The 22,036-nt window shown below is 71.5% G+C and carries 20 protein-coding genes and 1 tRNA gene; 20 read left to right on the top strand and 1 reads right to left on the bottom strand.

Going from position 1 to position 22,036, the window contains the following annotated elements; all coding sequences use genetic code 11:
• Window positions 1–15: 15 nt before the first annotated feature.
• The 4 genes from rpoZ to fmt all read left to right on the top strand — a co-directional run bounded on the left by rpoZ (window position 16) and on the right by fmt (window position 4,595).
• Window positions 16–270: a DNA-directed RNA polymerase subunit omega gene (rpoZ, locus tag C0010_RS01185; RefSeq protein ID WP_105565230.1), complete on the top strand. Its 255-nt coding sequence runs from the start codon at window positions 16–18 to the stop codon at window positions 268–270.
• A 75-nt stretch (window positions 271–345) separates the two neighbouring features.
• Entirely contained in the window at window positions 346–1,536 is a 1,191-nt protein-coding gene (metK, locus tag C0010_RS01180) for a methionine adenosyltransferase (protein ID WP_105565229.1), read from the top strand.
• 3 nt (window positions 1,537–1,539) lie between these two features.
• Window positions 1,540–3,585 carry a primosomal protein N' family DNA-binding protein gene (locus tag C0010_RS01175; RefSeq protein ID WP_174150301.1) on the top strand — a complete coding sequence of 682 codons (2,046 nt, stop codon included), beginning with the start codon at window positions 1,540–1,542 and terminating at the stop codon, window positions 3,583–3,585.
• 92 nt (window positions 3,586–3,677) lie between these two features.
• The gene (gene fmt / locus C0010_RS01170) at window positions 3,678–4,595 is read left to right on the top strand and encodes a methionyl-tRNA formyltransferase (protein WP_105565228.1); all 918 of its coding nucleotides are present in this window, start codon (window positions 3,678–3,680) and stop codon (window positions 4,593–4,595) included.
• On the opposite strand, the gene C0010_RS15200 is transcribed toward fmt, so the two are convergent.
• Window positions 4,565–4,795, bottom strand: coding sequence for a hypothetical protein (locus C0010_RS15200; protein ID WP_105565227.1), 231 nt, complete (start codon window positions 4,793–4,795; stop codon window positions 4,565–4,567). The genes fmt and C0010_RS15200 overlap by 31 nt on opposite strands.
• A 96-nt stretch (window positions 4,796–4,891) precedes the next feature.
• On the opposite strand from C0010_RS15200, the gene C0010_RS01160 reads away from it, so the two are divergent.
• The 16 genes from C0010_RS01160 (at window position 4,892) to C0010_RS01085 (ending at window position 21,963) form a co-directional block, all read left to right on the top strand.
• Window positions 4,892–6,253, top strand: a complete 1,362-nt coding sequence (locus C0010_RS01160) for a transcription antitermination factor NusB (RefSeq protein ID WP_105565226.1) — start codon at window positions 4,892–4,894, stop codon at window positions 6,251–6,253.
• A 150-nt stretch (window positions 6,254–6,403) separates the two neighbouring features.
• Window positions 6,404–7,111, top strand: coding sequence for a ribulose-phosphate 3-epimerase (rpe, locus tag C0010_RS01155; RefSeq protein WP_105565225.1), 708 nt, complete (start codon window positions 6,404–6,406; stop codon window positions 7,109–7,111).
• A 9-nt stretch (window positions 7,112–7,120) separates the two neighbouring features.
• Window positions 7,121–7,384: a phosphoribosyl-ATP diphosphatase gene (locus C0010_RS01150; RefSeq protein WP_105565224.1), complete on the top strand. Its 264-nt coding sequence runs from the start codon at window positions 7,121–7,123 to the stop codon at window positions 7,382–7,384.
• A 40-nt stretch (window positions 7,385–7,424) separates the two neighbouring features.
• Window positions 7,425–8,264, top strand: a complete 840-nt coding sequence (gene hisG, locus C0010_RS01145; RefSeq protein ID WP_105565223.1) for an ATP phosphoribosyltransferase — start codon at window positions 7,425–7,427, stop codon at window positions 8,262–8,264.
• A gap of 1 nt (window position 8,265) precedes the next feature.
• Complete coding sequence (gene hisF, locus C0010_RS01140; protein WP_105565222.1) at window positions 8,266–9,030, top strand: imidazole glycerol phosphate synthase subunit HisF; 765 nt, start codon at window positions 8,266–8,268, stop codon at window positions 9,028–9,030.
• Window positions 9,027–9,395 carry a phosphoribosyl-AMP cyclohydrolase gene (gene hisI, locus C0010_RS01135; protein ID WP_105565221.1) on the top strand — a complete coding sequence of 123 codons (369 nt, stop codon included), beginning with the start codon at window positions 9,027–9,029 and terminating at the stop codon, window positions 9,393–9,395. Before hisF ends, hisI begins: the two co-directional genes overlap by 4 nt.
• The gene (locus tag C0010_RS01130; protein WP_105565220.1) at window positions 9,392–9,982 is read left to right on the top strand and encodes a Trp biosynthesis-associated membrane protein; all 591 of its coding nucleotides are present in this window, start codon (window positions 9,392–9,394) and stop codon (window positions 9,980–9,982) included. The genes hisI and C0010_RS01130 overlap by 4 nt, the downstream gene beginning before the upstream one ends.
• A gap of 67 nt (window positions 9,983–10,049) precedes the next feature.
• Window positions 10,050–10,280, top strand: coding sequence for an HGxxPAAW family protein (locus tag C0010_RS01125; RefSeq protein WP_105565219.1), 231 nt, complete (start codon window positions 10,050–10,052; stop codon window positions 10,278–10,280).
• Window positions 10,280–11,062 carry an indole-3-glycerol phosphate synthase TrpC gene (gene trpC, locus C0010_RS01120; RefSeq protein WP_105565218.1) on the top strand — a complete coding sequence of 261 codons (783 nt, stop codon included), beginning with the start codon at window positions 10,280–10,282 and terminating at the stop codon, window positions 11,060–11,062. Before C0010_RS01125 ends, trpC begins: the two co-directional genes overlap by 1 nt.
• A complete protein-coding gene (gene trpB, locus C0010_RS01115) occupies window positions 11,059–12,276 on the top strand; it encodes a tryptophan synthase subunit beta (protein WP_105565217.1) in 1,218 nt (405 codons plus the stop codon). The genes trpC and trpB overlap by 4 nt, the downstream gene beginning before the upstream one ends.
• Window positions 12,273–13,055: a tryptophan synthase subunit alpha gene (trpA, locus tag C0010_RS01110; RefSeq protein ID WP_105565216.1), complete on the top strand. Its 783-nt coding sequence runs from the start codon at window positions 12,273–12,275 to the stop codon at window positions 13,053–13,055. Before trpB ends, trpA begins: the two co-directional genes overlap by 4 nt.
• 62 nt (window positions 13,056–13,117) lie before the next feature.
• Window positions 13,118–14,137 (top strand): prolipoprotein diacylglyceryl transferase, encoded by a 1,020-nt coding sequence (gene lgt, locus C0010_RS01105; RefSeq protein ID WP_174150305.1) that lies wholly within the window; start codon window positions 13,118–13,120, stop codon window positions 14,135–14,137.
• A 114-nt stretch (window positions 14,138–14,251) separates the two neighbouring features.
• Window positions 14,252–18,826, top strand: coding sequence for a glutamate synthase large subunit (gene gltB / locus C0010_RS01100; protein WP_232531660.1), 4,575 nt, complete (start codon window positions 14,252–14,254; stop codon window positions 18,824–18,826).
• Window positions 18,819–20,276 carry a glutamate synthase subunit beta gene (locus C0010_RS01095; RefSeq protein ID WP_105565215.1) on the top strand — a complete coding sequence of 486 codons (1,458 nt, stop codon included), beginning with the start codon at window positions 18,819–18,821 and terminating at the stop codon, window positions 20,274–20,276. The genes gltB and C0010_RS01095 overlap by 8 nt, the downstream gene beginning before the upstream one ends.
• A gap of 111 nt (window positions 20,277–20,387) precedes the next feature.
• On the top strand, window positions 20,388–21,833 hold the full coding sequence (gene pyk / locus C0010_RS01090) for a pyruvate kinase (protein WP_105565214.1): 1,446 nt from the start codon (window positions 20,388–20,390) through the stop codon (window positions 21,831–21,833).
• A gap of 47 nt (window positions 21,834–21,880) precedes the next feature.
• Window positions 21,881–21,963: transfer RNA gene (locus tag C0010_RS01085), tRNA-Leu, on the top strand.
• Window positions 21,964–22,036 lie beyond the last annotated feature (73 nt).

The following is a 22,036-nucleotide window of genomic DNA, read 5'->3' as shown; positions in this document are numbered from 1 at the left end:
ACATTGAGGAGCGACATGGCTGCCGAGAACAAGGGCATCATCGACCCGCCGATCGACGAGCTGCTGGAGCGCGTCGAATCGAAGTACGAGCTCGTGGTCTACGGCGCCAAGCGCGCCCGTCAGATCAACGACTACTACACGGACCTGCACGAGGGGAACCTGTTCGACAACGTCGGCCCCCTGGTCGACAGCGAGATCCAGGACAAGCCGCTCACGATCGCGCTGCGCGAGATCCACCAGGACAAGCTGCGCCTGCGCGCCGCAGAGTAATACCCACGCCGTACGCCGAACGTCGGTGGTCGCTGTCAGACTGACGGCGACCACCTTCTTCGATTCAGGAGAACCATGAGCCTGCGCCTGTTCACGTCCGAGTCCGTCACCGAGGGGCACCCAGACAAGATCTGCGACCAGATCTCCGACAGCGTGCTCGACGCCCTCCTCGCCGAGGACCCCGGTGCGAGGGTGGCCGTCGAGACGCTGGTCACGACAGGCCTCGTGCACGTGGCGGGCGAGATCCGTACGGAGGGCTACGCGGACATCCAGACGATCGTCCGCGACGTGATCCGGCGCATCGGCTACACGTCGTCCGAGATGGGCTTCGACGCTGACTCCTGCGGCGTGACGGTCTCGGTCGGCGAGCAGTCGCGCGAGATCGGCGACGGCGTCACGACGAGCGAGGAGCACCGCGGCGGCGACGACGGCGACGACCTCGATAAGCAGGGCGCCGGCGACCAGGGCATCATGTTCGGCTTTGCGGCGAACGAGACCCCCGAACTGATGCCGATGGCGATCTGGGCGGCGCACCGCATCGCCGAGCGGCTCACGGCCGTCCGCAAATCCGGCCAGCTCGCGTTCCTGCGCCCCGACGGCAAGACGCAGGTCACGCTCGGCTACGACGGGGTCGTGCCCAAGACGGTCGAGACCGTCGTGCTCTCGACCCAGCACAACCCCGACATCTCGCAGGACGACCTGCGCGAGGCGATCGAGGCGGTCGTCATCCGGCCCGTCCTCGAGGAGACGGGGCTCGACTTCTCCGGCGTGAAGATCCATGTGAACCCGTCCGGCAGCTTCGTGCTCGGCGGCCCGAAGGCGGACGCGGGCCTCACGGGCCGCAAGATCATCATCGACACGTACGGCGGCGCGGCGCGCCACGGCGGCGGCGCGTTCAGCGGCAAGGACCCGTCGAAGGTCGACCGCTCCGCCGCCTACGCGATGCGCTGGGTCGCGAAGAACGCCGTCGCGGCCGGGCTCGCCGACCGCCTCGAGGTGCAGGTCGCCTACGCGATCGGCCTCGCCAATCCGGTCGGCCTCTACGTCGAGTCGTTCGGCACGGGAAAGGTGCCGGATGAGACGATCGCGGCAGCGATCGATGAGGTCTTCGACCTGCGCCCCGCCGCGATCATCCGCGACCTCGACCTGCTGCGCCCGATCTACGCCGAGACGGCCGCCTACGGGCACTTCGGGCGCGAGCTCGAGAACTTCACGTGGGAGCGCACCGATCGCGCGGAGGCGCTGCGGCGCGCAGCGGGGGTCTGACCGGTGGGCGCGGCGCCGCGCCCGATCGCGCGCATCCTGATCGATTCGCCGGTGCCGCAGCTCGACCGGCTGTTCGACTACGCGATCCCGCCGGAGCTCGTGCCGGAGGCGGTGCCCGGCGTGCGCGTGAAGGCGCCGCTGCGGACGGCCGGCCGCGTCGTCGACGGCTTCGTCGTGGAGCTGGCGACGGAGGATGACGCCGACCGCGCGCTGAGCGAGCTCGACGCCGTGGTCTCGCCGGTGCGCGCTCTGCCGGAGCGCCTGCACCGCCTGGCGAGGGCGGTCGCCGATCGGTCGGCGGGCTCGGCGTCCGACGTCCTGCGCCTGGCCATCCCGAAGCGCATGGTCAGGGCGGAGAAAGCATGGCTGGCGGCGCGGGTCGGCGCGCCCGCGGCCGAGGCCGGTGCGGAAGCGGAATCCGACACGGGCGGTTCAGGGGCGGATGCCGGCGCAGTCGTCGGCGACGCGGCGCCCGAGGCCGTTGCCGGCGCCGCGACCGGTGAGCTCGCGGGCTATCCCGGCCTCGCCGACCGGATCGCGGCGGGGGAGCGGCTCGCGGTCGACGCCCCGCCGCGCCCCGACGCCTGGGCGCGGCTGCTCGCCGAGGCCGCGGCCGACACGCTCGCGCGGGGGCGCTCGGCGATCCTCGCCGTGCCCGACCATCGTGACCTCGACAGGCTGCAGGGCGAGGTCGCCGCGCTCGTGCCGCCCGATTCCCTCGTGCGCCACGACGCGGGGCAGACCGGGCCCGAGCGCTACGCCGGGTATCTGCGCACGCTCGAGGAGCGCGCGTGCGTCGTGATCGGCAATCGATCGAGCGTGTACGCCCCGGTGCACGCGCCGGGCCTCGTCGCCATCTGGGACGACGGCGACGCGCTCTACGACGAGCCGCTCGCACCGTACGCGCACGCCCGCGATGTGGCCCTCGTTCGGCAGGGTCTCGAGCCGTGCGCCCTCGTCTTCGCCGGTCACACCCGGTCCAGCGACGTGCAGCGCCTCGTCGAGATCGGGTACGTCTCCGAGTCGCTGGCCGCGCGCCGCGAGACGGCGAACGTGCAGCTGAGCGGCTCGCGCGAGGACGAGGTCTCGGTGCGCGTTCCTTCCGCGGCGTTCCGCGCCGCGAAGGACGCCCTCGCGGCGGGTGCTCCGGTGCTCGTTCAGGTCGCGCGCCCGGGTTTCGCTCCCACCCTGGTCTGCGCCGACTGCCGCCATCCGGCCCGCTGCGGCCCCTGCGGAGGGCCGCTGCACGCCCGCTCGCGCGGCGCCGTCCCCGTGTGCGGCTGGTGCGGCGTCAGCGCGCACGAGTGGGCGTGCCAGAAGTGCCGCTCCGTGCGCTTCCGGCTGTCGTCATCCGGGTCGGAGCGCACGGCGGACGAGCTCGGCCGCGCTTTCGCCGGTACGCGCGTCATCGTGGCCGACGGCGCGCACCCCGTTCTGGAGGTTGCGGCGGAGCCGGCCCTCGTCGTGGCGACGCGCGGCGCCGAGCCCTTCGCCGTCGGCGGCTACGGCGCCGTGTTGCTGCTCGACGGCGAGCGGATGCTGCAGTCGCCCGATCTGCGCATCGGTGAGGCGTGCCTCCGGTGGTGGTCGAACGCCGCAGCCCTTGCGGCTCCGGGCGCGCCCGTTCACCTGGCCGGGGTCAACGGCCCCGTCGCACGCGCATTCGCCTCGTGGACCCACGCGATCTACGCCCGCCACGAGCTCGCCGAGCGCGCGCCGCTGCACCTGCCGCCCGCCGCGCGCGTCGCGCGTCTCGAGGGCGAGGGCGGCGCCGTCGTGCGCGCGCTCGAGAAGCTGCGCGAGGCCGTGCCCGAGCTGGCCCCGGATGCCGTGCTCGGCCCCGTTTCGCTCGAGGCGGTCGATCGCTTCGGGCCGACGGCCCAGCGCGCGCTGATCCGCTTCGACTACGCCCGTGGCGGGGCCGTCGCCCAGGCCCTGCGCGCCGCGGTCATCGCGGAGGTGGTGGGCACGCGACGCCGCAAGGATCGCAAGCGCGCGAACCGGGCGACGCTGGCGGTGCGGATGGACGTGCTCGATCCGGAGCTGTGATCACCCTCCCGCCTCGCAGGCGCACGTCTTAGGCTGGGAGCACCCGTTGCGCTGGCCCCGGCGCGCGCCCCCGATTCGCGGAGCACCTTGAGATGAGACTGATCTTCGCCGGCACACCCGATGCCGCCGTCCCGACCCTCCGTGCGCTGCACGCGGCCGGTCACGACATCCGGATGGTCGTCACGCGCCCGGACGCGCCGCTGGGGCGCAAGCGCGTGCTCACGCCGTCGCCCGTCGCGCGCGCGGCCGAGGAGCTCGGCCTCCCCGTGCTGAAGGCGGCGCGCCTCGGCGAGGAGGAGACCGCGGCGCTCACCCCGCTCGGCGCCGAGCTCGCGGTCGTCGTCGCCTACGGCGGACTCGTGCGCGAGCCGCTGCTGAGCGCGCCCGATCACGGCTGGATCAACCTCCACTTCTCGCTGCTCCCGCGCTGGCGGGGGGCCGCGCCCGTGCAGCGAGCCCTGATCGCGGGCGACCGCGTCACGGGTGCCGCCGTGTTCCAGCTGGTGCCCGAGCTCGACGCCGGTGACGTGTACGCCGAGCTGCGGCGCGAGATCGCGCCCGACGAGACCACCGCCGACCTGCTGGCGGCCCTCGCCGAATCCGGCGCGGAGCTCACGGCGGACGTGGTCGCCGCCATCGCCGACGGCACCGCCGTCGCGGCACCGCAGGAGGGCGAGCCGACCCACGCGGCGAAGCTCGCTCTCGACGACGGCCGCGTGCGGTGGGAAGAGTCCGCCGTGCGCGTCCTCGATCGGCATCGCGGCGTGACCCCTGAACCGGGCAGCCACACGACGAACGAGGGGGAGCGGTTCAAGATCCTCGCCGCCACCGCGGCCGAGGACGGCCCCGAGCTGGCACAGGGGGAGCTCGCCGCCGCGAAGGACGGCGTGTTCGCCGGTACGGGCGACGGGACGATCCTGCTCACGCGCGTGCAACCGGCCGGCAAAGGCGCGATGAACGCGGCCGACTGGTTCCGCGGTCAGCGCGGCGACGTCAGGCTCGGCTCGTGAACGGGCGCGATGGCGGCCGTGGGCAGGACGCCCAGCGCGGACGGCACGAGCGAACAGGCAGGCAAGGGCAGAGCGGCCAGCGCGGGCACGACGGCCGGCGCGAGCACGAGGGCGGTCAGGAGCAGGGCCGCGAAAGCGGCCAAGATCGGCGGCGCGACAGTGACGGTGATCGGCGCGGGGCCGGCCGGCGCGGGCAGCACAGCCAACGCGTCGCTGGCACGGAACCTCGCGGCGACAACCGCCAGCGCAGCAATGGTCCCGCGCGGCCCCGGAATGGGGGCGAGCGCCGCACCCGAGTGCAGAACGCACGCAGAGTCGCGTTCGTCGTGCTCCGCGCCGTCGCCGCCGACGACGCCTATGCCAACCTGCTGCTGCCGAGCGAGATCGAGCGCGCGGGCCTGGACGGCGCCGACGCCGGGCTGGCGACCGAGCTGACCTACGGCACCCTGCGGCGCCTCGGAACCTATGACGCGATCATCCGGATGGCGGCGAAGCGCGCGACTGACGAGATCGACCCGGCCGTGCTCGACGCGATCCGCCTCGGTGCGCACCAGCTCCTGGCCACGCGCGTCGCGCCGCACGCGGCGGTGAACGAACAGGTCGAGCTGGCGCGCGAGGCAGGCGGACGCGGGCCCGCAGGATTCGCCAACGCCGTGCTGCGCCGTGTGGGCGAGCGCACGTTCGAAGTTTGGCTCGAGGTCGCGACGGAGGCGGCCCGCTCGGACGACGAGCGCCTCGCGATCCGGTTCTCCCACCCCGTGTGGGTCATCCGGGCGTTCCGCCGCGCGCTGGCGGCTGAGGGCCGTGCCGACGAGCTGGAGGCCCTGCTCGAGGCGGACAACACGGCCCCTCGCGTGACGATGGCGGCGCTGCCGGGCCTCGCGGAGCCGGTCGAGCCGCGCACGGCGTACGCGCCGACGGGCTTCGGCCTCATGGGCGGCGACCCGGAGCCGCTCGTCAGGGACAGCGGCGGCCGCATCCGGGTGCAGGACGAGGGCTCCCAGCTCGTCGCGCTCGCGCTGTCGCGGCTCGGGGGAGCGACGGCCGACGGCGAACGCTGGCTCGACATGTGCGCCGGCCCCGGCGGCAAGACCGCGCTGCTGGCGGCCGAGGCCGAGCGGGCGGGCGCCGTGCTCGACGCCAACGAGGTGTCACCGCACCGTGCCGGCCTCGTCCGACGGGCCCTCGAGGCGGTGCCTGGCGAGGTCTCGGTCGCCGAGCGCGACGGGCGCGAACTCGCGGCCGAGCGGCCGGGGGCGTACGACCGCATCCTGGTCGACGCGCCGTGCACGGGTCTCGGCGCCCTGCGCCGCCGCCCGGAGGCCCGTTGGCGGAAGACGACCTCGGACGTCCCTGAACTCGCCGGTCTGCAGGAGCAGCTGCTCCGCGCGGCCGTCGTCGCGCTGAAGCCGGGCGGCGTGATCGCCTACGTCACGTGCTCCCCGCACCTTGCCGAGACGGCGGCGGTCGTCTCGCGCATCCGCGACGAGCTCGGCGACGAGCTCGAGGAGCTCGACGCACGCGCGGCCGTCCGGGCGGTGTCGGTCGGCGAGATCGACCTGGCGGCCCCCGCCGACGGCTCTGGCCGCGCCCAGCTCTGGCCGCACCGCCACGGCACCGACGCGATGTTCCTCGCGCTGCTGCGCAAGCGCGGGTAGCCACAGCGCTCGCAGAACGCACCGAGCCTGTGCTCGCGCCGTATCGAGGAGATTCAGCGACTTCGAGGAGCTCTTCGCGGGGTTCGTCCTCGATACTGCGGTTCTTCCTCGCTCGCGCGCGGCGCCCGGTGCCTCTGCGATAATCGCGGGGTGACCGCGCGCATCAATCCGAGCATCCTGTCAGCCGACTTCGCCAACATGCAGGCGGAGCTGGGCCGCATCGCGGCCGCCGACTTCGTGCACGTCGACGTGATGGACAACCACTTCGTGCCGAACCTGACGTTCGGCCAGCAGATGGTCGAGCGGGTGCAGGCGACGAGCCCAGTGCCGCTCGACGTGCACCTGATGATCGATGACCCCGACCGATGGGCGCCCGGCTACGCCGAGATCGGCGCGGCCAGCGTGACCTTCCACCTCGAGGCGGCCGGCGAGCCGATCGCCCTTGCGCGGCACCTGCGCGAGATCGGCGCTCGCGCCGGCGTCGCCATCAAACCGGGCACCGACGTCGACCCGCTGCTGGACTACCTCGACGAGTTCGACCAGATCCTCGTGATGACGGTCGAGCCGGGCTTCGGCGGCCAGTCGTTCATCCCGGGCACGATGCACAAGCTCCAGCAGCTGCGCAAGAAGGCGGACAAGGCGGGCTCGGCCGTCTGGCTGCAGGTCGACGGCGGCATCCAGCCGGGCACGATCGAGCAGGCGGCCGAGGCAGGCGCCGACACGTTCGTGGCGGGATCCGCCGTGTTCGGGCAGGAGAACGTCGAGAAGGCGATCGGGGATCTCCGCGCGCTCGCTCAGGCGCATGTCCACGGGCGCCCCGGCGCGGGGATGGACCGAGCTGTCAGCGCCAGCCGGTAGCCTGGGACCGTGAAGACCTTCGACTCCCTGTTCTCGGAGCTGACCGAGAAGGCAGCCACCCGGCCGGAGGGTTCGGGCACCGTTCGCGAGCTCGACGCCGGCATCCACACGATCGGCAAGAAGATCGTCGAGGAGGCCGCCGAGGTCTGGATGGCCGCCGAGTACGAGTCCGACGAAGAGGCAGCCGAGGAGATCTCGCAGCTCCTCTACCACCTGCAGGTGATGATGATCGCCAAGGGGCTGAGCCCCGAGGACGTCTACCGACATCTCTGACGCGCCACCGCCCGCCAGACACCGCAGACAGAAAGACGCCATGCTCCGCATCGCCGTTCCCAACAAGGGATCACTCTCGACGACCGCCATCGAGATGCTCGACGAGGCAGGGTACGCCACCCGCCGCGACTCGAAGCAGCTCCACCTCATCGACTCGGCGAACGACGTCGAGTTCTTCTACCTCCGCCCGCGCGACATCGCGACCTACGTCGCGTCCGGCGCCCTCGACGTCGGCATCACGGGCCGCGACCTGCTGCTCGACACCCAGCAGCCCGCCGAGGAGATCGAGGCGCTCGGCTTCGGCGGTTCGACGTTCCGCTTCGCCGGCCGGCCCGGCCGCTTCCGCGAGCTCGAGGACCTGGCGGGCGTGCGCGTCGCCACGAGCTACCCCGGCCTCGTCCAGTCGTTCCTCGCGGAGCGCGGCGTGACGGTCGACGTCGTCCGCCTCGACGGCGCCGTGGAGTCGGCGATCGAGCTCGGCGTCGCCGACGCGGTCGCCGACGTCGTCTCGACGGGCACGACGCTGCGCCAGGCCGGCCTCGAGATCTTCGGCGACGTGCTCCTCCAGTCGGAGGCCGTGCTCATCCGGTCGCCCAAGGAGGCCGCCGGCATCGACCGCCTGGTGAGGCGCCTGCGCGGCGTGCTCGTCGCGCGCCGATACGTGATGCTCGACTTCGACCTGCCGCAGAACCTCATCGACCAGGCCGCCGAGATCGCACCGGGCAAGGAATCGCCGACGATCTCGCCGCTGCGCGACCTCGACTGGGTCGCCGTGCGCGTCATGCTCGAGCGCAGGAGCATCAACCGCGTGATGGACGAGCTGTACGAGCTCGGTGCGCGCGCCCTGCTCGTGACCGAGATCAACAACGCGAGGCTCTGAGATGCCGGATGTCGCCACGCGGGTGATCCCGTGCCTCGACGTCGCGGACGGCCGCGTCGTCAAGGGCGTCAACTTCCAGAACCTGCGCGAGATGGGCGACCCCGTCGAACTGGCCGCCGAGTACTTCGCGCAGGGCGCCGACGAGCTGACCTTCCTCGACGTGACCGCGACGGTCGACGACCGGGCCACGATGTACGACGTCGTCCGGCGCACCGCGGAACAGGTGTTCATCCCCCTGACGGTCGGCGGCGGCGTGCGCTCGGTCGACGACGTCGCGCGCCTTCAGGGTGTGGGCGCCGACAAGGTCGGCGTCAACTCCGCCGCCATCCGCCGCCCCGGGCTGCTCGACGAGATCGCCGACCGGTTCGGCGCGCAGGCGCTCGTGCTCTCGCTCGACATCAAGCGCTCGGACCGCACGGCGTCCGGCTTCGTCGTGACGACGCACGGGGGCCGCACGGAGACCGACCTCGATGCCCTCGAATGGGCGCGCGAGGCGGTCGAGCGCGGCGCGGGCGAGCTGCTCGTGAACTCGATCGATGCGGACGGAACGCGGGAGGGCTTCGACCTCGAGCTGATCAGCGCCGTCCGCGCGCTCTCGAGCGTGCCGGTCATCGCGTCGGGGGGAGCGGGGGAGGCCGAGCACTTCGGCCCCGCGATCTCCGCAGGCGCCGATGCCGTGCTGGCGGCGAGCGTGTTCCACACCGGCCACCTCACGATCGGCGACGTCAAGGCCGCGATGGCGGCCGACGGGGCGGTCGTGCGATGACGGGCGTCGACGAGCGGATCGACCGCGTGCGCTTCACCGCCGACGGTCTCGTCCCCGCGGTCGTGCAGCAGTACGACAGCCGCGAGGTGCTCATGATGGCGTGGATGAACCGCGAATCCCTCCGGCTGACGCTGACGACGGGCCGCGCCGTCTACTGGTCGCGCTCCCGCGGCGAGCTGTGGCGCAAGGGCGACACGTCGGGCCACACGCAGCGCGTCGTCTCGGCCCGCGTCGACTGCGACGCCGACACGGTGCTGCTCGAAGTGGACCAGGAGGGCGCCGCGTGCCACACGGGAACGCGCACGTGCTTCGACACGGGCGAGCACCCCGAGCGCGACCTCGCGCCGGTGGCGGGCGGCGCATGACGGGGTTCCTCGCCCGCCGCGCCAAGCTCCTCGCCGTCGTGCTGCTGATGGCGGCGAGCGGCCTCGTGCTGCTCGGGACGACGCAGACCTGGCTGAGCGTCTCGATCGCCGAGGCGCAGAGGGTGTTCCCCGTGAGCGGCAGCGACGCGCCGCCCATGGCACAGCCGCTGGCGCTCGCGGTCCTGGCGCTCTCCCTCGTCCTGACCCTCGTCGGCCGCGTGCTGCGGTACGTGCTCGGCGCGCTCGCGACGGCCGCGGGCGTCGGCCTCGTCGCCGCGATCCTTCCCATCGTGACGGGCCCGCCGGTGTCCGCGTACGCCGTGTCAGTGACGGAGCACACGGGCCTCGCGGGGGACGAGGCGATCGCCGACATCGTGAGCTCGATCGACCAGACGGCTTGGCCGCTCGTGTGCCTCGTCGCCTCGGTCGTCGTCGTGCTCGCCGGTGCCTTCGTCCTCGCGACCGCCCACCTCTGGCGCAGCGGCGGCCGCCGCTTCGACACGACCCCGCACGCCCCCGCCGCGGGGCCGATCGATCCCATCGACTCGTGGGACGACCTGTCGCACGGCGAAGACCCGACCCGCTGACGCGGGCGCCGGCGCGCAACCGATAGACTCGACCACGGAACCCCCACCCTGTGAAAGGCGCTTCAGCATGAGCAACACCCTCGCCGATCCCGGTCACGGCCATTCTCCGGCCGCCTGGGCGAACGTCCTCCTGATGATCGTCGGTCTGTCGATCGCGACGGTCGGGCTGTTCGTGGCGAACTGGCCCGTGCTCATCGTCGGCGCCGTCGTCTTCATCATCGGTCCCATCGTGGGCTTCGTGATGAAGAAGGCGGGCTTCGGCATCAACGGCCCGAAGTACCAGCCCAAGGCGCACTGATGTCGCTCCTCGCCGATCTGACCGACGGGTCGGTGCAGGACGCGCGGTCCCGTGAGGCCGAGCGACCCCTCGCGGACGTGGAGGCCGCGGCGCTCGCGATGCCGGCGGCGCGCGACGCCGTCGCCGCGCTCTCGCCCGCCGGTCGCGTGAAGGTCATCGCCGAGGTCAAGCGCGCGAGCCCGTCGCGCGGAGCCCTCGCTGAGATCCCCGACCCCGCGGCGCAGGCCGCCGCGTACGAGCGCGGGGGAGCGGCCGTCGTCAGCGTGCTCACGGAGCAGCGGCGCTTCGGCGGCTCGCTCGCCGACCTCACCGCCGTGAAGGAGCGCGTGTCGCTCCCCGTCCTGCGCAAGGACTTCATCGCGACCGAGTACCAGGTGCTCGAGGCCCGCGCGGCCGGCGCCGACCTGGTGCTGCTGATCGTCGCGGCCCTCGATCAGTCGACGCTCGAGCGCCTGTACGCCCTGATCGTCGAGCTCGGCATGACGCCCCTCGTCGAGGCGCACTCGGCGGACGAGGTCGCGAGGGCGGCGTCCCTCGGGGCCGCGCTCATCGGCGTGAACGCCCGCGACCTGTCGACGTTCGAGCTCGACCGCGACCTGTTCGGCCGGCTCGCCGGCGGCATCCCCGACGGCACGATCCGCATCGCGGAATCGGCCGTGAAGGAGCCGGCCGACGTCGCCCACTACCGCGCGGCGGGTGCCGACGCGGTGCTGATCGGCGAGGCGCTGGTGACCGGCGACCCCGTCGCGACCCTCACCCGATTCCTGGAGGCGGGATCATGACGAATCTGCGCGACCAGCAGGGGCCGTTCTTCGGCGAGTTCGGCGGCCGGTTCATGCCGGAGCCGCTGATCGCGGCGGTCGACGAGATCGCCGCGGCGCACGAGCAGGCCATGAAGGATCCGGAGTTCACCTCCGAGCTCGCCGCGCTGCTGCGCGATTACGCCGGGCGCCCGTCGCCGCTTACGGAGGTGCCCCGCTTCGCCGAGCACGCGGGCGGCGCGCGCGTCTTCCTCAAGCGCGAGGACCTGAACCACACGGGCAGCCACAAGATCAACAACGTGCTCGGGCAGGCCCTGCTGACGAAACGGCTCGGAAAGACGCGGGTGATCGCCGAGACGGGCGCCGGCCAGCACGGCGTCGCGACCGCCACGGCCGCCGCGCTGTTCGGCCTGGAGTGCACCATCTACATGGGCGAGGTCGACACCGAGCGCCAGGCGCTGAACGTCGCGCGCATGCGCCTGCTCGGCGCCGACGTCGTGCCGGTCACGACGGGCTCGCGCACGCTCAAGGACGCGATCAACGAGGCGTACCGCGACTGGGTGGCGAGCGTCGCGACGACCAACTACATCTTCGGGACGGCCGCCGGCCCGCACCCGTTCCCCGCGATGGTGCGCGACTTCCAGAAGGTCATCTCCGAGGAGGCCCGCGAGCAGCTGCTCGCCGCGACGGGAGCGCTTCCGGATGCCGTGGTCGCCTGCGTCGGCGGCGGCTCCAACGCGATCGGCATGTTCGACGCCTTCATCGACGACCCGGCCGTCGCGCTGATCGGCGTGGAGGCGGCCGGCGACGGCGTCGACACCGAGCGCCACGCGGCGTCGATCGAACGCGGCCGGCCCGGCGTGCTGCACGGGGCGCGGACCTTCGTGCTGCAGGACGAGGACGGGCAGACGATCGAGTCGCACTCGATCTCCGCCGGCCTCGACTACCCGGGCGTCGGCCCCGAGCACTCGTGGCTCGCGTCGATCGGTCGGGCGAATTACATCCCCGCGACCGACGACGAGGCGATGCAGGCCCTTCGCCTGCTCAGTCGCACGGAGGGGATCATCCCCGCCATCGAATCGGCGCACGCGCTGGCCGGTGCCATCCGGATCGGCCGCGAGTTGGGGGAGGACGCCGTGATCGCGGTGTGCCTCTCTGGCAGGGGTGACAAGGACATGGACACCGCCGCTCGCTGGTTCGGCCTGTACGACGACGCAGAGGAGGTCGGCGCATGAGCCGCGTCCACGATGCCATCCGCGCGGCGCACGACGACGGCCGCGCCGCGTTCATCGGCTACCTACCCGTTGGATTCCCGGACCTCGACACGAGCGTCGAAGCCGCCGTCGCCCTCGCGGACAACGGCGCCGACGTCATCGAGTTCGGCCCGCCGTACTCGGATCCGGTGATGGACGGCCCCATCATCCAAGAAGCGACGAACGCGGCGCTCGAGGCAGGGTTCCGCACGCGCGACCTCTTCACGGCCGTGCGTGCGGTCGCCGAGCGCACCGACGTCCCCGTCGTCGTGATGACGTACTGGAACCTCGTCGTGCAGTACGGCCTCGACCGCTACGCCGATGACCTCGTCGCCGCAGGCGGTGCCGGGCTCATCACGCCCGACGTGACGCCGGATTCGGCCGCGGACTGGATCGCCGTGAGCGAGCGGACGGGCCTCGACCGCATCTTCCTCGCGGCGCCGACCTCGACTGACGAGCGCCTCGACATGGTCACGGGGTCGAGCACCGGTTTCGTCTACACGGTGTCCCGGATGGGCATCACGGGCGAGCGCAAGGAGCTCGACCGCGCGGCGCGCGAGCTCGTCGGCCGCATCCGCGAGCACAGCGACATCTTCGCGTGCGTCGGCATCGGGGTCTCGACGCCGGATCAGGTCGCCGACATCGCCGGTTACGCAGACGGCGCGATCGTCGGAACGGCGCTCGTGCGAGCGCTCCGCGACGGCGGCGTGGACGCCGTCGCTTCCCTCACCCGCGACCTGACGGCCGGCGCCCGCCGCTGAGCGGCCCGCCGCCCACAGTTCGCTGACAGAACCGCCTCACCAGGAGAACTAGACTCGCGATCATGCTGTCTTCCGCACTGGCCTCCGTGGCCTCGAGCATCCCGTCCCCGCCGATCAGCTCGTGGACGTGGGACTTCGGGCCGTGGACGATCGGGCCGTTCACGTTCGGCCAGTTCACGATCCACATCTACGCGCTGTGCATCATCGCGGGCATCATCGTCGCGACCCTCATCGCCAACCGCCGGCTCACCAAGCGCGGTGCCGAGCCCTGGGTCGTCATCGACATCGCCCTGCTCGCCGTGCCGCTCGCGATCATCTGCGCGCGCATCTTCCACGTCGCCACCCACCCCGACTTCTACTTCGGCGAGGGATCCAACCCCTGGAACATCTCGGAGCCCGGCTCCGTGTGGGCGATCTGGGAGGGCGGCATCGCCATCTACGGCGCGCTGATCGGCGGCGCCATCGGCGCGTGGCTCGGCTGCCGCTGGACGGGCATCCGGTTCTTCACCTTCGCCGACGCCCTCGCGCCAGGGCTGCTGCTCGCGCAGGCGATCGGGCGGTTCGGGAACTGGTTCAACCAGGAGCTGTTCGGCCTGCCCACCGACGTGCCGTGGGGCCTGGAGGTCGACGACACGAACCCGGCGATCCCGGCCGGCCTCGAACCGGGCACGCTCTTCCACCCGACCTTCCTGTACGAGGTGATCTGGAACGTGCTCGGCGTGATCGTGCTGTTCTGGCTCGGCCGCAGGGCTGCGATGCAGTGGGGGCGCCTGTTCGGCCTCTACCTCGTCTGGTACGGCGCGGGCCGCATCGTGTGGGAGAGCATCCGGATCGACCCGAGCGAGGTCATCCTCGGCCTGCGCACGAATGTGTGGGCGTCCATCGCTGCCGTTATCATCGGTCTTGCGATCATCATCGTGCAGGGCAGGCGCCACACGGGCGTCGAGCCGTCGCCCTATCGTGCCGGGAAACATGCCCGTAACGTGGGCGACATAAACTCCAGCGAAGATGACTACGTCGACGTCAGCGACCCGGCTGACGCGGCTGCCACGACCGAGCCGTCGCCACAAGCATCGCGATGATCTGACCCCTGCTTTCCCTTCTCCAAGGGGAACGGGAACGAATTCGCGGATGACGGCCGGGCGACGGGCCGTCATCCGCTTTCGTTTCCGCATCGAGGGAAAGTCGGTCACAGGATGTACTTCCAGCCCCCTTACGGCGCCAGCGGCGCCTACCCCCCGCGCCAGGGCATGTACGACCCGCGTTTCGAGAAGGACGCGTGCGGTCTCGCGATGGTCGCCACGCTGCGCGGAACGGCCGGACACGACATCGTCGCGCTCGCACTCGAAGCACTCCGCAACCTCGAGCACCGCGGCGCCATCGGCTCCGACGCCGGCACGGGCGACGGCGCGGGCATCCTGCTCCAGATGCCGGACGCGTTCTTCCGCGACGAGCTGGACTTCGACCTTCCCCCCGTCGGCGAGTACGCCGCCGGCTGCGCCTTCCTGCCCACGGATCGCCTCGAGCGCGAGAAGCAGAAGCGCCAGATCGAGCGCATCGCCGCCACCGAGAACCTGCACGTGCTCGGGTGGCGCACCGTTCCGGTCGACCCCTCCCACCTCGGCCGCTTGGCGCGCGATGCGCAGCCGGCCATCGAGCAGCTGTTCGTCGCGAGCGCGCAGGCGGGGCACCAGGAGCCGTTGCGCGGCATCGAGCTCGACCGCCGCGCCTACCGGCTGCGCAAGCGCGCGCAGCACGAGGCCGCCGCCTACTTCGTCACGATGTCGGCCAGGACCATCGGCTACAAGGGCATGGTCACGACCCTCCAGCTCGAGCCGTTCTACCTCGATCTGCAGGACGAGCGCTTCGCGAGCGAGCTCGCGGTCGTGCACTCGCGCTACTCGACGAACACCTTCCCGTCGTGGCCGCTCGCGCAGCCGCTGCGCATGATGGCGCACAACGGCGAGATCAACACCGTCAGCGGCAACCGCAACTGGATGCGCGCGCGCCAGTCGCAGCTGGCGAGCGATGTCCTCGGTGAGATCGAGCCGATCCTGCCGATCTGCTCCGACGACGAGAGCGATTCCGCCTCCTTCGACGAAGTGCTCGAGATGCTCGAGCTCACGGGCCGCAGCCTCCCGCACGTCATGATGATGATGGTTCCTGAGGCGTACGAGCGCAAGGCCGAGATGGACGAGGACGTGCGCGCGTTCTACGACTACCACGCGGGCCTCATGGAGCCGTGGGACGGCCCGGCGGCCCTGCTCGCGACCGACGGCACTCAGGTCGTCGCGACGCTCGACCGCAACGGCCTCCGCCCCGGCCGCTGGACGGTCACGACCGACGGCCTCGTCGTCGTCGGCAGTGAGACGGGCGTGCTCGAGTTCGAGCCGGAGCGCATCGCGCGCCGCGGCCGCCTTCAGCCGGGAACGATGTTCGTCGTCGACACGGCCGAAGGGCGCATCCGCTCGGATGCCGAGGTCAAGAAGGAGATCGCCACCTCGGCGCCCTGGGCGAAGTGGCTCGAAGAGGGCACGGTCCGCCTCGCCGACCTGCCGGAGCGCGAGCACCTCGTCCACCCGGTCGCGTCGGTGCGCCGCCGCCAGCGCACCTTCGGCTACACGGAGGAGGAGCTGAAGATCCTGATCGGCCCCATGGGCGCCAAGGGCGCCGAGCCGATCGGCGCGATGGGCTCCGACGCGCCGATCGCGGCGCTGAGCAGCCGCCCCCGCCTGCTGTTCGACTACTTCGCGCAGCAGTTCGCGCAGGTGACGAACCCGCCGCTCGACTCCATCCGCGAAGAGGTCGTGACGAGCCTGAGGACCAAGCTCGGCAGCGAGGGCAACCTCTGCACGTGGGGCCCGGAGCACGCCTGGGCGATCAGCCTCGACTTCCCCGTGATCGACAACGATGAGCTCGCCAAGATCCAGCACATCTCGACGTCGTTCCCCGAGCGCAAGTGCGTCACGATCTCGGGCCTGTACCGCGTCTCGTCCGGTGCGAAGGGCATGCAGAAGCGCATCGAGCAGATGTGCCGCGAGGCCGACCGTGCGATCGCGGACGGCGCCCAATTCCTCGTCATCACCGACCGCGACAGCGACCAGGAGTACGCTCCGATTCCGTCGCTGCTCGCCGTCTCAGCGGTGCACCACCACCTCATCCGGAACGAGACCCGGATGGCCGTCGGCCTCGTCGCCGAGGCGGGCGACGTGCGCGAGGTGCACCACGTCGCAACGCTCCTCGGCTACGGCGCCAGCGCCGTGAACCCGTACCTCGCGATGGAGTCGGCCGAGGAGCTCGTCCGCAGCGGCGTGATCTCGGGCGTCACCGAGGAGCAGGCCGTCCGGAACCTGATCTACGCGCTCGGCAAGGGCGTGCTCAAGATCATGTCGAAGATCGGCATCTCGGCCGTGTCGTCGTACACGGGCGCGCAGGTCTTCGAGGCAGTCGGTCTCTCGCACGAGCTCGTCGACGCCTACTTCACGGGCACGGAGACGAAGATCGAGGGCATCGGGCTCGAGCACATCGCCGCGGAGACGGCGGCGCGGCACGCGTTCGCCTACCCCTCGGACCGCGCCCCGCGCGCGCACGAGCGGCTGTGGACGGGCGGCGAGTACCAGTGGCGCCGCGACGGCTCGCCGCACCTGTTCAACCCCGAGACGATCTTCCGCCTCCAGCACTCGACGCGCACGGGTCGATACGACATCTTCCGCGAGTACACGAAGCTCGTCGACGACCAGGCCGCCGAGCTGAAAACGCTGCGCGGGCTGTTCCGGATGAAGACGAAGGGCGTCAGGCCCATCCCGATCGACGAGGTCGAGTCGGTCGCGAGCATCGTGAAGCGGTTCTCGACGGGCGCGATGAGCTATGGCTCCATTTCGAAGGAGGCGCACGAGACCCTCGCGATCGCCATGAACCGCCTGGGCGCGCGCTCGAACACGGGCGAGGGCGGCGAGGATCTCGATCGCCTCGTCGACCCGGAGCGGCGCAGCTCGATCAAGCAGGTGGCCTCCGGCCGCTTCGGCGTGACGAGCATGTACCTCACGCAGGCCGACGACATCCAGATCAAGCTCGCCCAGGGCGCGAAGCCCGGCGAGGGCGGCCAGCTGCCCCCCGGCAAGGTGTACCCGTGGGTCGCGCGCACGAGGCATGCGACGCCGGGCGTCGGCCTGATCTCGCCGCCGCCGCACCACGACATCTACTCGATCGAGGACCTCAAGCAGCTGATCTTCGACCTCAAGCGGGCGAACCCGGATGCGCGCATCCACACCAAGCTCGTCAGCCAGTCGGGCATCGGCGCGGTCGCGGCAGGCGTCGCCAAGGCGCTCAGCGACGTCATCCTGGTCTCCGGCCACGACGGCGGCACGGGCGCGAGCCCGCTGAACTCGCTGAAGCACGCCGGGACGCCGTGGGAGCTCGGCCTCGCGGAGACGCAGCAGACGCTCATGCTGAACGGGATGCGCGACCGCGTGGTCGTGCAGGTCGACGGCCAGATGAAGACGGGCCGCGACGTCGTGATCGGGGCGCTGCTCGGCGCGGAGGAGTTCGGCTTCGCCACGGCTCCGCTCGTCGTGACCGGATGCATCATGATGCGCGTCTGCCACCTCGACACGTGCCCCGTCGGCGTCGCGACCCAGAACCCGACTCTGCGCTCGCGCTTCACGGGTCAGGCCGACCACGTCGTGAACTTCATGGAGTTCATCGCCCAGGAGGTGCGGGAGTACCTCGCCTCGCTCGGCCTGCGCTCGATCGACGAGGCCGTCGGGCGCGCCGACCTGCTCGACATCGACGGCGCCGTCTCGCACTGGAAGGCCGACGGGCTCGACCTGTCGCCGATCCTCTATGGGCCGGAGTTCGCCGACTCGGAGTCGCGCAGGAACGTCAGGCAGCAGGACCACGAGCTCGGCGAGCACTTCGACGTCGAGCTGATCGAACGCGCCCGCGGGGTGATCTCCTCCGGCGGCCGCGTCGAGATCGAGCTGCCCGTGCGGAACACCGCGCGGTCGGTCGGCACGATGCTGGGCCACCACGTCACGAAGGCGCACGGCGCGAACGGGCTGCCGCCCGACTCGATCTCGGTGAGCCTGACGGGTTCTGCCGGGCAGTCGTTCGGGGCGTTCCTCCCCGCCGGCATCACGCTCCGCCTCGAGGGCGACTCGAACGACTACGTCGGCAAGGGCCTGTCCGGCGGCCGTGTGATCGTCCGCCCGCCGAGGGCGGCGTCGTTCGACGCGGCCCGGAACGTGATCGCAGGCAATGTGATCGGGTACGGCGCGACATCCGGATCGATGTTCCTCCGCGGCGTCGTCGGCGAGCGCTTCTTCGTGCGCAACTCCGGCGCGACGGCGGTCGTCGAGGGCGTCGGCGATCACGCGCTGGAGTACATGACGGGCGGGCTGGCCGTCATCCTGGGCGGCACGGGGCGCAACCTCGGCGCCGGCATGTCGGGAGGGACCGCCTACGTCCACCGCCTCGACCGCGAGCTCGTGAACGCCGATTCGCTCGCCTCCGGCGAACTCCAGCTGACGCAGCTGGGGTCGGGCGACATCGAGATCCTCCGCGACCTGCTCGAGGAGCACGAAGCGCACACCGGCTCCGAGACCGCCGCGCGCCTGCTCGAGGACCTCGAGGAGGCGGCGGCCGAATTCACCAAGATCGTGCCGCGCGACTACGCGGCCGTGCTGCAGACCCGACAGGACGCGATCGACGAGGGGCTCGACCCCGACGGCGACGTCGTCTGGAACAGAATCCTGGAGGTGACCCATGGCTGACCCCAAGGGCTTCCTGACCACGACCCAGCGCGAGCTGCCCGCGAGGCGGCCCGTCCCCGTCCGGATCATGGACTGGAAAGAGGTCTACGAGCCGGGCGATTCCGCCGTGCTCAAGCGACAGGCCGGCCGCTGCATGGACTGCGGCGTGCCGTTCTGCCACCAGGGCTGCCCGCTCGGCAACCTCATCCCCGAGTGGAACGACCTCACTTGGCGGGGCGACTCCCGCGCGGCGATCGATCGGCTCCACGCGACGAACAACTTCCCGGAGTTCACCGGTCGGCTCTGCCCCGCGCCGTGCGAGAGCGCGTGCGTGCTCGGCATCAACCAGCCCGCCGTGACGATCAAGCAGGTCGAGGTGTCGATCATCGACGAGGCCGTCGCGCACGGCTGGGTCGAGCCGCAGCCGCCCGCGCGGCTGACGGGCAAGACGGTCGCCGTCGTCGGCTCCGGGCCCGCCGGCCTGGCCGCGGCGCAGCAGCTGACGCGCGCCGGCCACACCGTCGCGGTGTACGAGCGCGACGACCGCATCGGCGGCCTGCTGCGCTACGGCATCCCCGACTTCAAGATGGAGAAGCAGCACCTCGAGCAGCGGCTCCGCCAGATGCGCGACGAGGGCACGCGCTTCCGCGCGGGGGTCGCGATCGGCACCGACATCACGTGGGACGAGCTGCGCGGCCGCTACGACGCCGTCGTCGTCGCAACGGGTGCGACCGTGCCGCGCGACCTGCCGCTGCCAGGCCGCGACCTCGAGGGCGTCCACTTCGCGATGGAGTACCTGACGGAGTCGAACCGCGCGACCGCGGGAGACGCCGTCCCCGGTCAGATCACGGCAGAGGGCAAGCACGTGGTCGTGATCGGCGGCGGCGACACCGGCGCCGACTGCATCGGAACGGCGCACCGCCAGGGCGCGCTGAGCGTCACGAACCTCGCGATCGGCAAGCAGCCGTCCGAGTCGCGCCCCGACCACCAGCCGTGGCCCATGATGCCGACGGTGTTCGAGGTGTCGTCGGCGCACGAGGAGGGCGGCGAGCGGGCGTTCCTCGCGTCGACCGTCGAGTTCCTCTCCAACGACGCGGGCGAGGTGCGCGCGCTGCGCGTCGCCGAGACCGAGTACCTCGACGGCAAGCGCGTGCCCAAGGCCGGCACCGAGCGGGAGATCCCCGCCGACCTCGTGCTGATCGCGATGGGCTTCACGGGCCCGGAGCGCGCGGAGCTCGAGCAGCAGCTCGGCACCCGCTTCAGCGAGCGCGGCAACGTCGAGCGCGACGAGCACTTCCAGGCGACCGAGCCCGGCGTGTTCGTGGCGGGCGACGCCGGTCGCGGTCAGTCGCTCATCGTGTGGGCGATCGCCGAGGGCCGCGCGGCGGCCGCGAAGGTCGACGAGTTCCTCATGGGCGAGACCTCCCTCCCCGTCCCGGTCGCGCCGAGCGACGCCCCCATCGGCCTGTAGCATGGCCAGTGCGGCCCATCGACCCGGTGGGCCGCACATCGGCGGGCGCGGCGATCGTGCGGATCCTCCAGTCGACCCGCCCATCCAGCACACGTGCGGAAGGTGTGAAATTTGAGACGTGCCAAGATCGTCGCGACCCTCGGGCCGGCGACGTCCACCCAGGAGACCGTCCGTGATCTCATCGAGGCGGGCGTCGACGTCGCTCGCCTGAACATGAGCCACGGCGACCACTCGGTCCACGACAACAACTACGCCAACGTCCGCGGCGCAGCCGCCGAGTTCGAGAAGCCGGTCGCGATCCTCGCCGACCTGCAGGGCCCGAAGATCCGCCTCGGCAAGTTCGCCGATGGGCCGCACGAGCTCGCAGAGGGCGACATCTTCAAGATCACCGTGGAGGACGTGCCCGGCACCAAGGAGCTCGTCTCGACGACGTTCAAGGGTCTGCCGCAGGACGTCAAGCCCGGTGACTTCCTCCTGATCGACGACGGCAAGGTGCGCGTCGAGGTCGTCGAGACCGACGGCACCGTCGTGACGACCAAGGTCGTCGTGCCCGGCCCCGTGTCGAACAACAAGGGCATCAACCTCCCCGGCGTCGCCGTGAACGTGCCGGCGCTGAGCGAGAAGGACGAGGAGGACCTCCGCTGGGCCCTCCGCAAGGGCTGCGACATCATCGCGCTGTCGTTCGTCCGCGACGCCGCCGACGTCGAGCGCGCGCACGAGATCATGGACGAGGAGGGCGTGCGCCGCCCGATCATCGCCAAGATCGAGAAGCCCCAGGCCGTCGACGCGCTGGAGCCGATCATCGAGGCCTTCGACGGCATCATGGTCGCCCGAGGCGACCTCGGCGTCGAGCTGCCGCTCGAGGCAGTTCCGCTCGTGCAGAAGCAGGCGGTCTCGATCGCCCGCCGGCTCGCGAAGCCCGTCATCGTCGCGACGCAGATGCTCGAGTCGATGATCCAGAACCCCGTGCCGACCCGCGCCGAGACGAGCGACGTCGCGAACGCCGTTCTCGACGGTGCGGACGCGGTCATGCTCTCGGGTGAGACGAGCGTCGGCGCACACGCCGTGACGACCGTCGAGACGATGGCGCGCATCGTCGCGTCGACGGAGGACCACGGACTCGAGCGCATCGAGCCGCTGACGACCCACCCGCGCACGCAGGGCGGCGTCATCACGAAGGCCGCGATCGAGGTCGCGGAGTTCGTCGATGCGAAGCTGCTGTGCGTCTTCACGCAGTCGGGCGACTCGGCGCGCCGCCTGTCGCGCCTGCGCTCCCGCATCCCGATGATCGGCTTCACGCCGATCGAGCAGACGCGCCGCCGCATGGCGCTCACGTGGGGCGTCCGATCGACGATCGTCGACATGGTCGACCACACCGACGAGATGTTCCACCAGGTCGACGAGTACGTGCTCGCGAACGATCTCGCCAAGGCCGGTGACAAGGTCGTCGTGATCTCCGGTTCGCCTCCCGGAATCGCCGGCTCGACGAACGACCTGCGCGTGCACCGGGTCGGGGACGCGGTCGGGGGAGCGGCCCCGGTCTACCAGAAGCAGTGATCTGGTAGCGTCTGCAGCGGGCTCGCCTTCGGGCGGGCCCGCTGCCTGCCGGCGTGGCGGAATGGTAGACGCGACGCACTCAAAATGCGTTATCCGTAAGGGTGTGTGGGTTCGAGTCCCACCGCCGGCACGAGAAATGGCCGCCTGAAGGGCGGCCATTTCTCGTCGTCGCCTTTCGGAGTCCTCGGTCTCGGCATGCGATC

Origin of the sequence: Microbacterium halophytorum (assembly GCF_002970975.1) — a bacterium.
Taxonomy (GTDB): Bacteria; Actinomycetota; Actinomycetes; order Actinomycetales; family Microbacteriaceae; genus Microbacterium; species Microbacterium halophytorum.
Note: the sequence above shows the minus strand (reverse complement) of the source record. Positions and strands in the feature narration are given on the sequence as shown.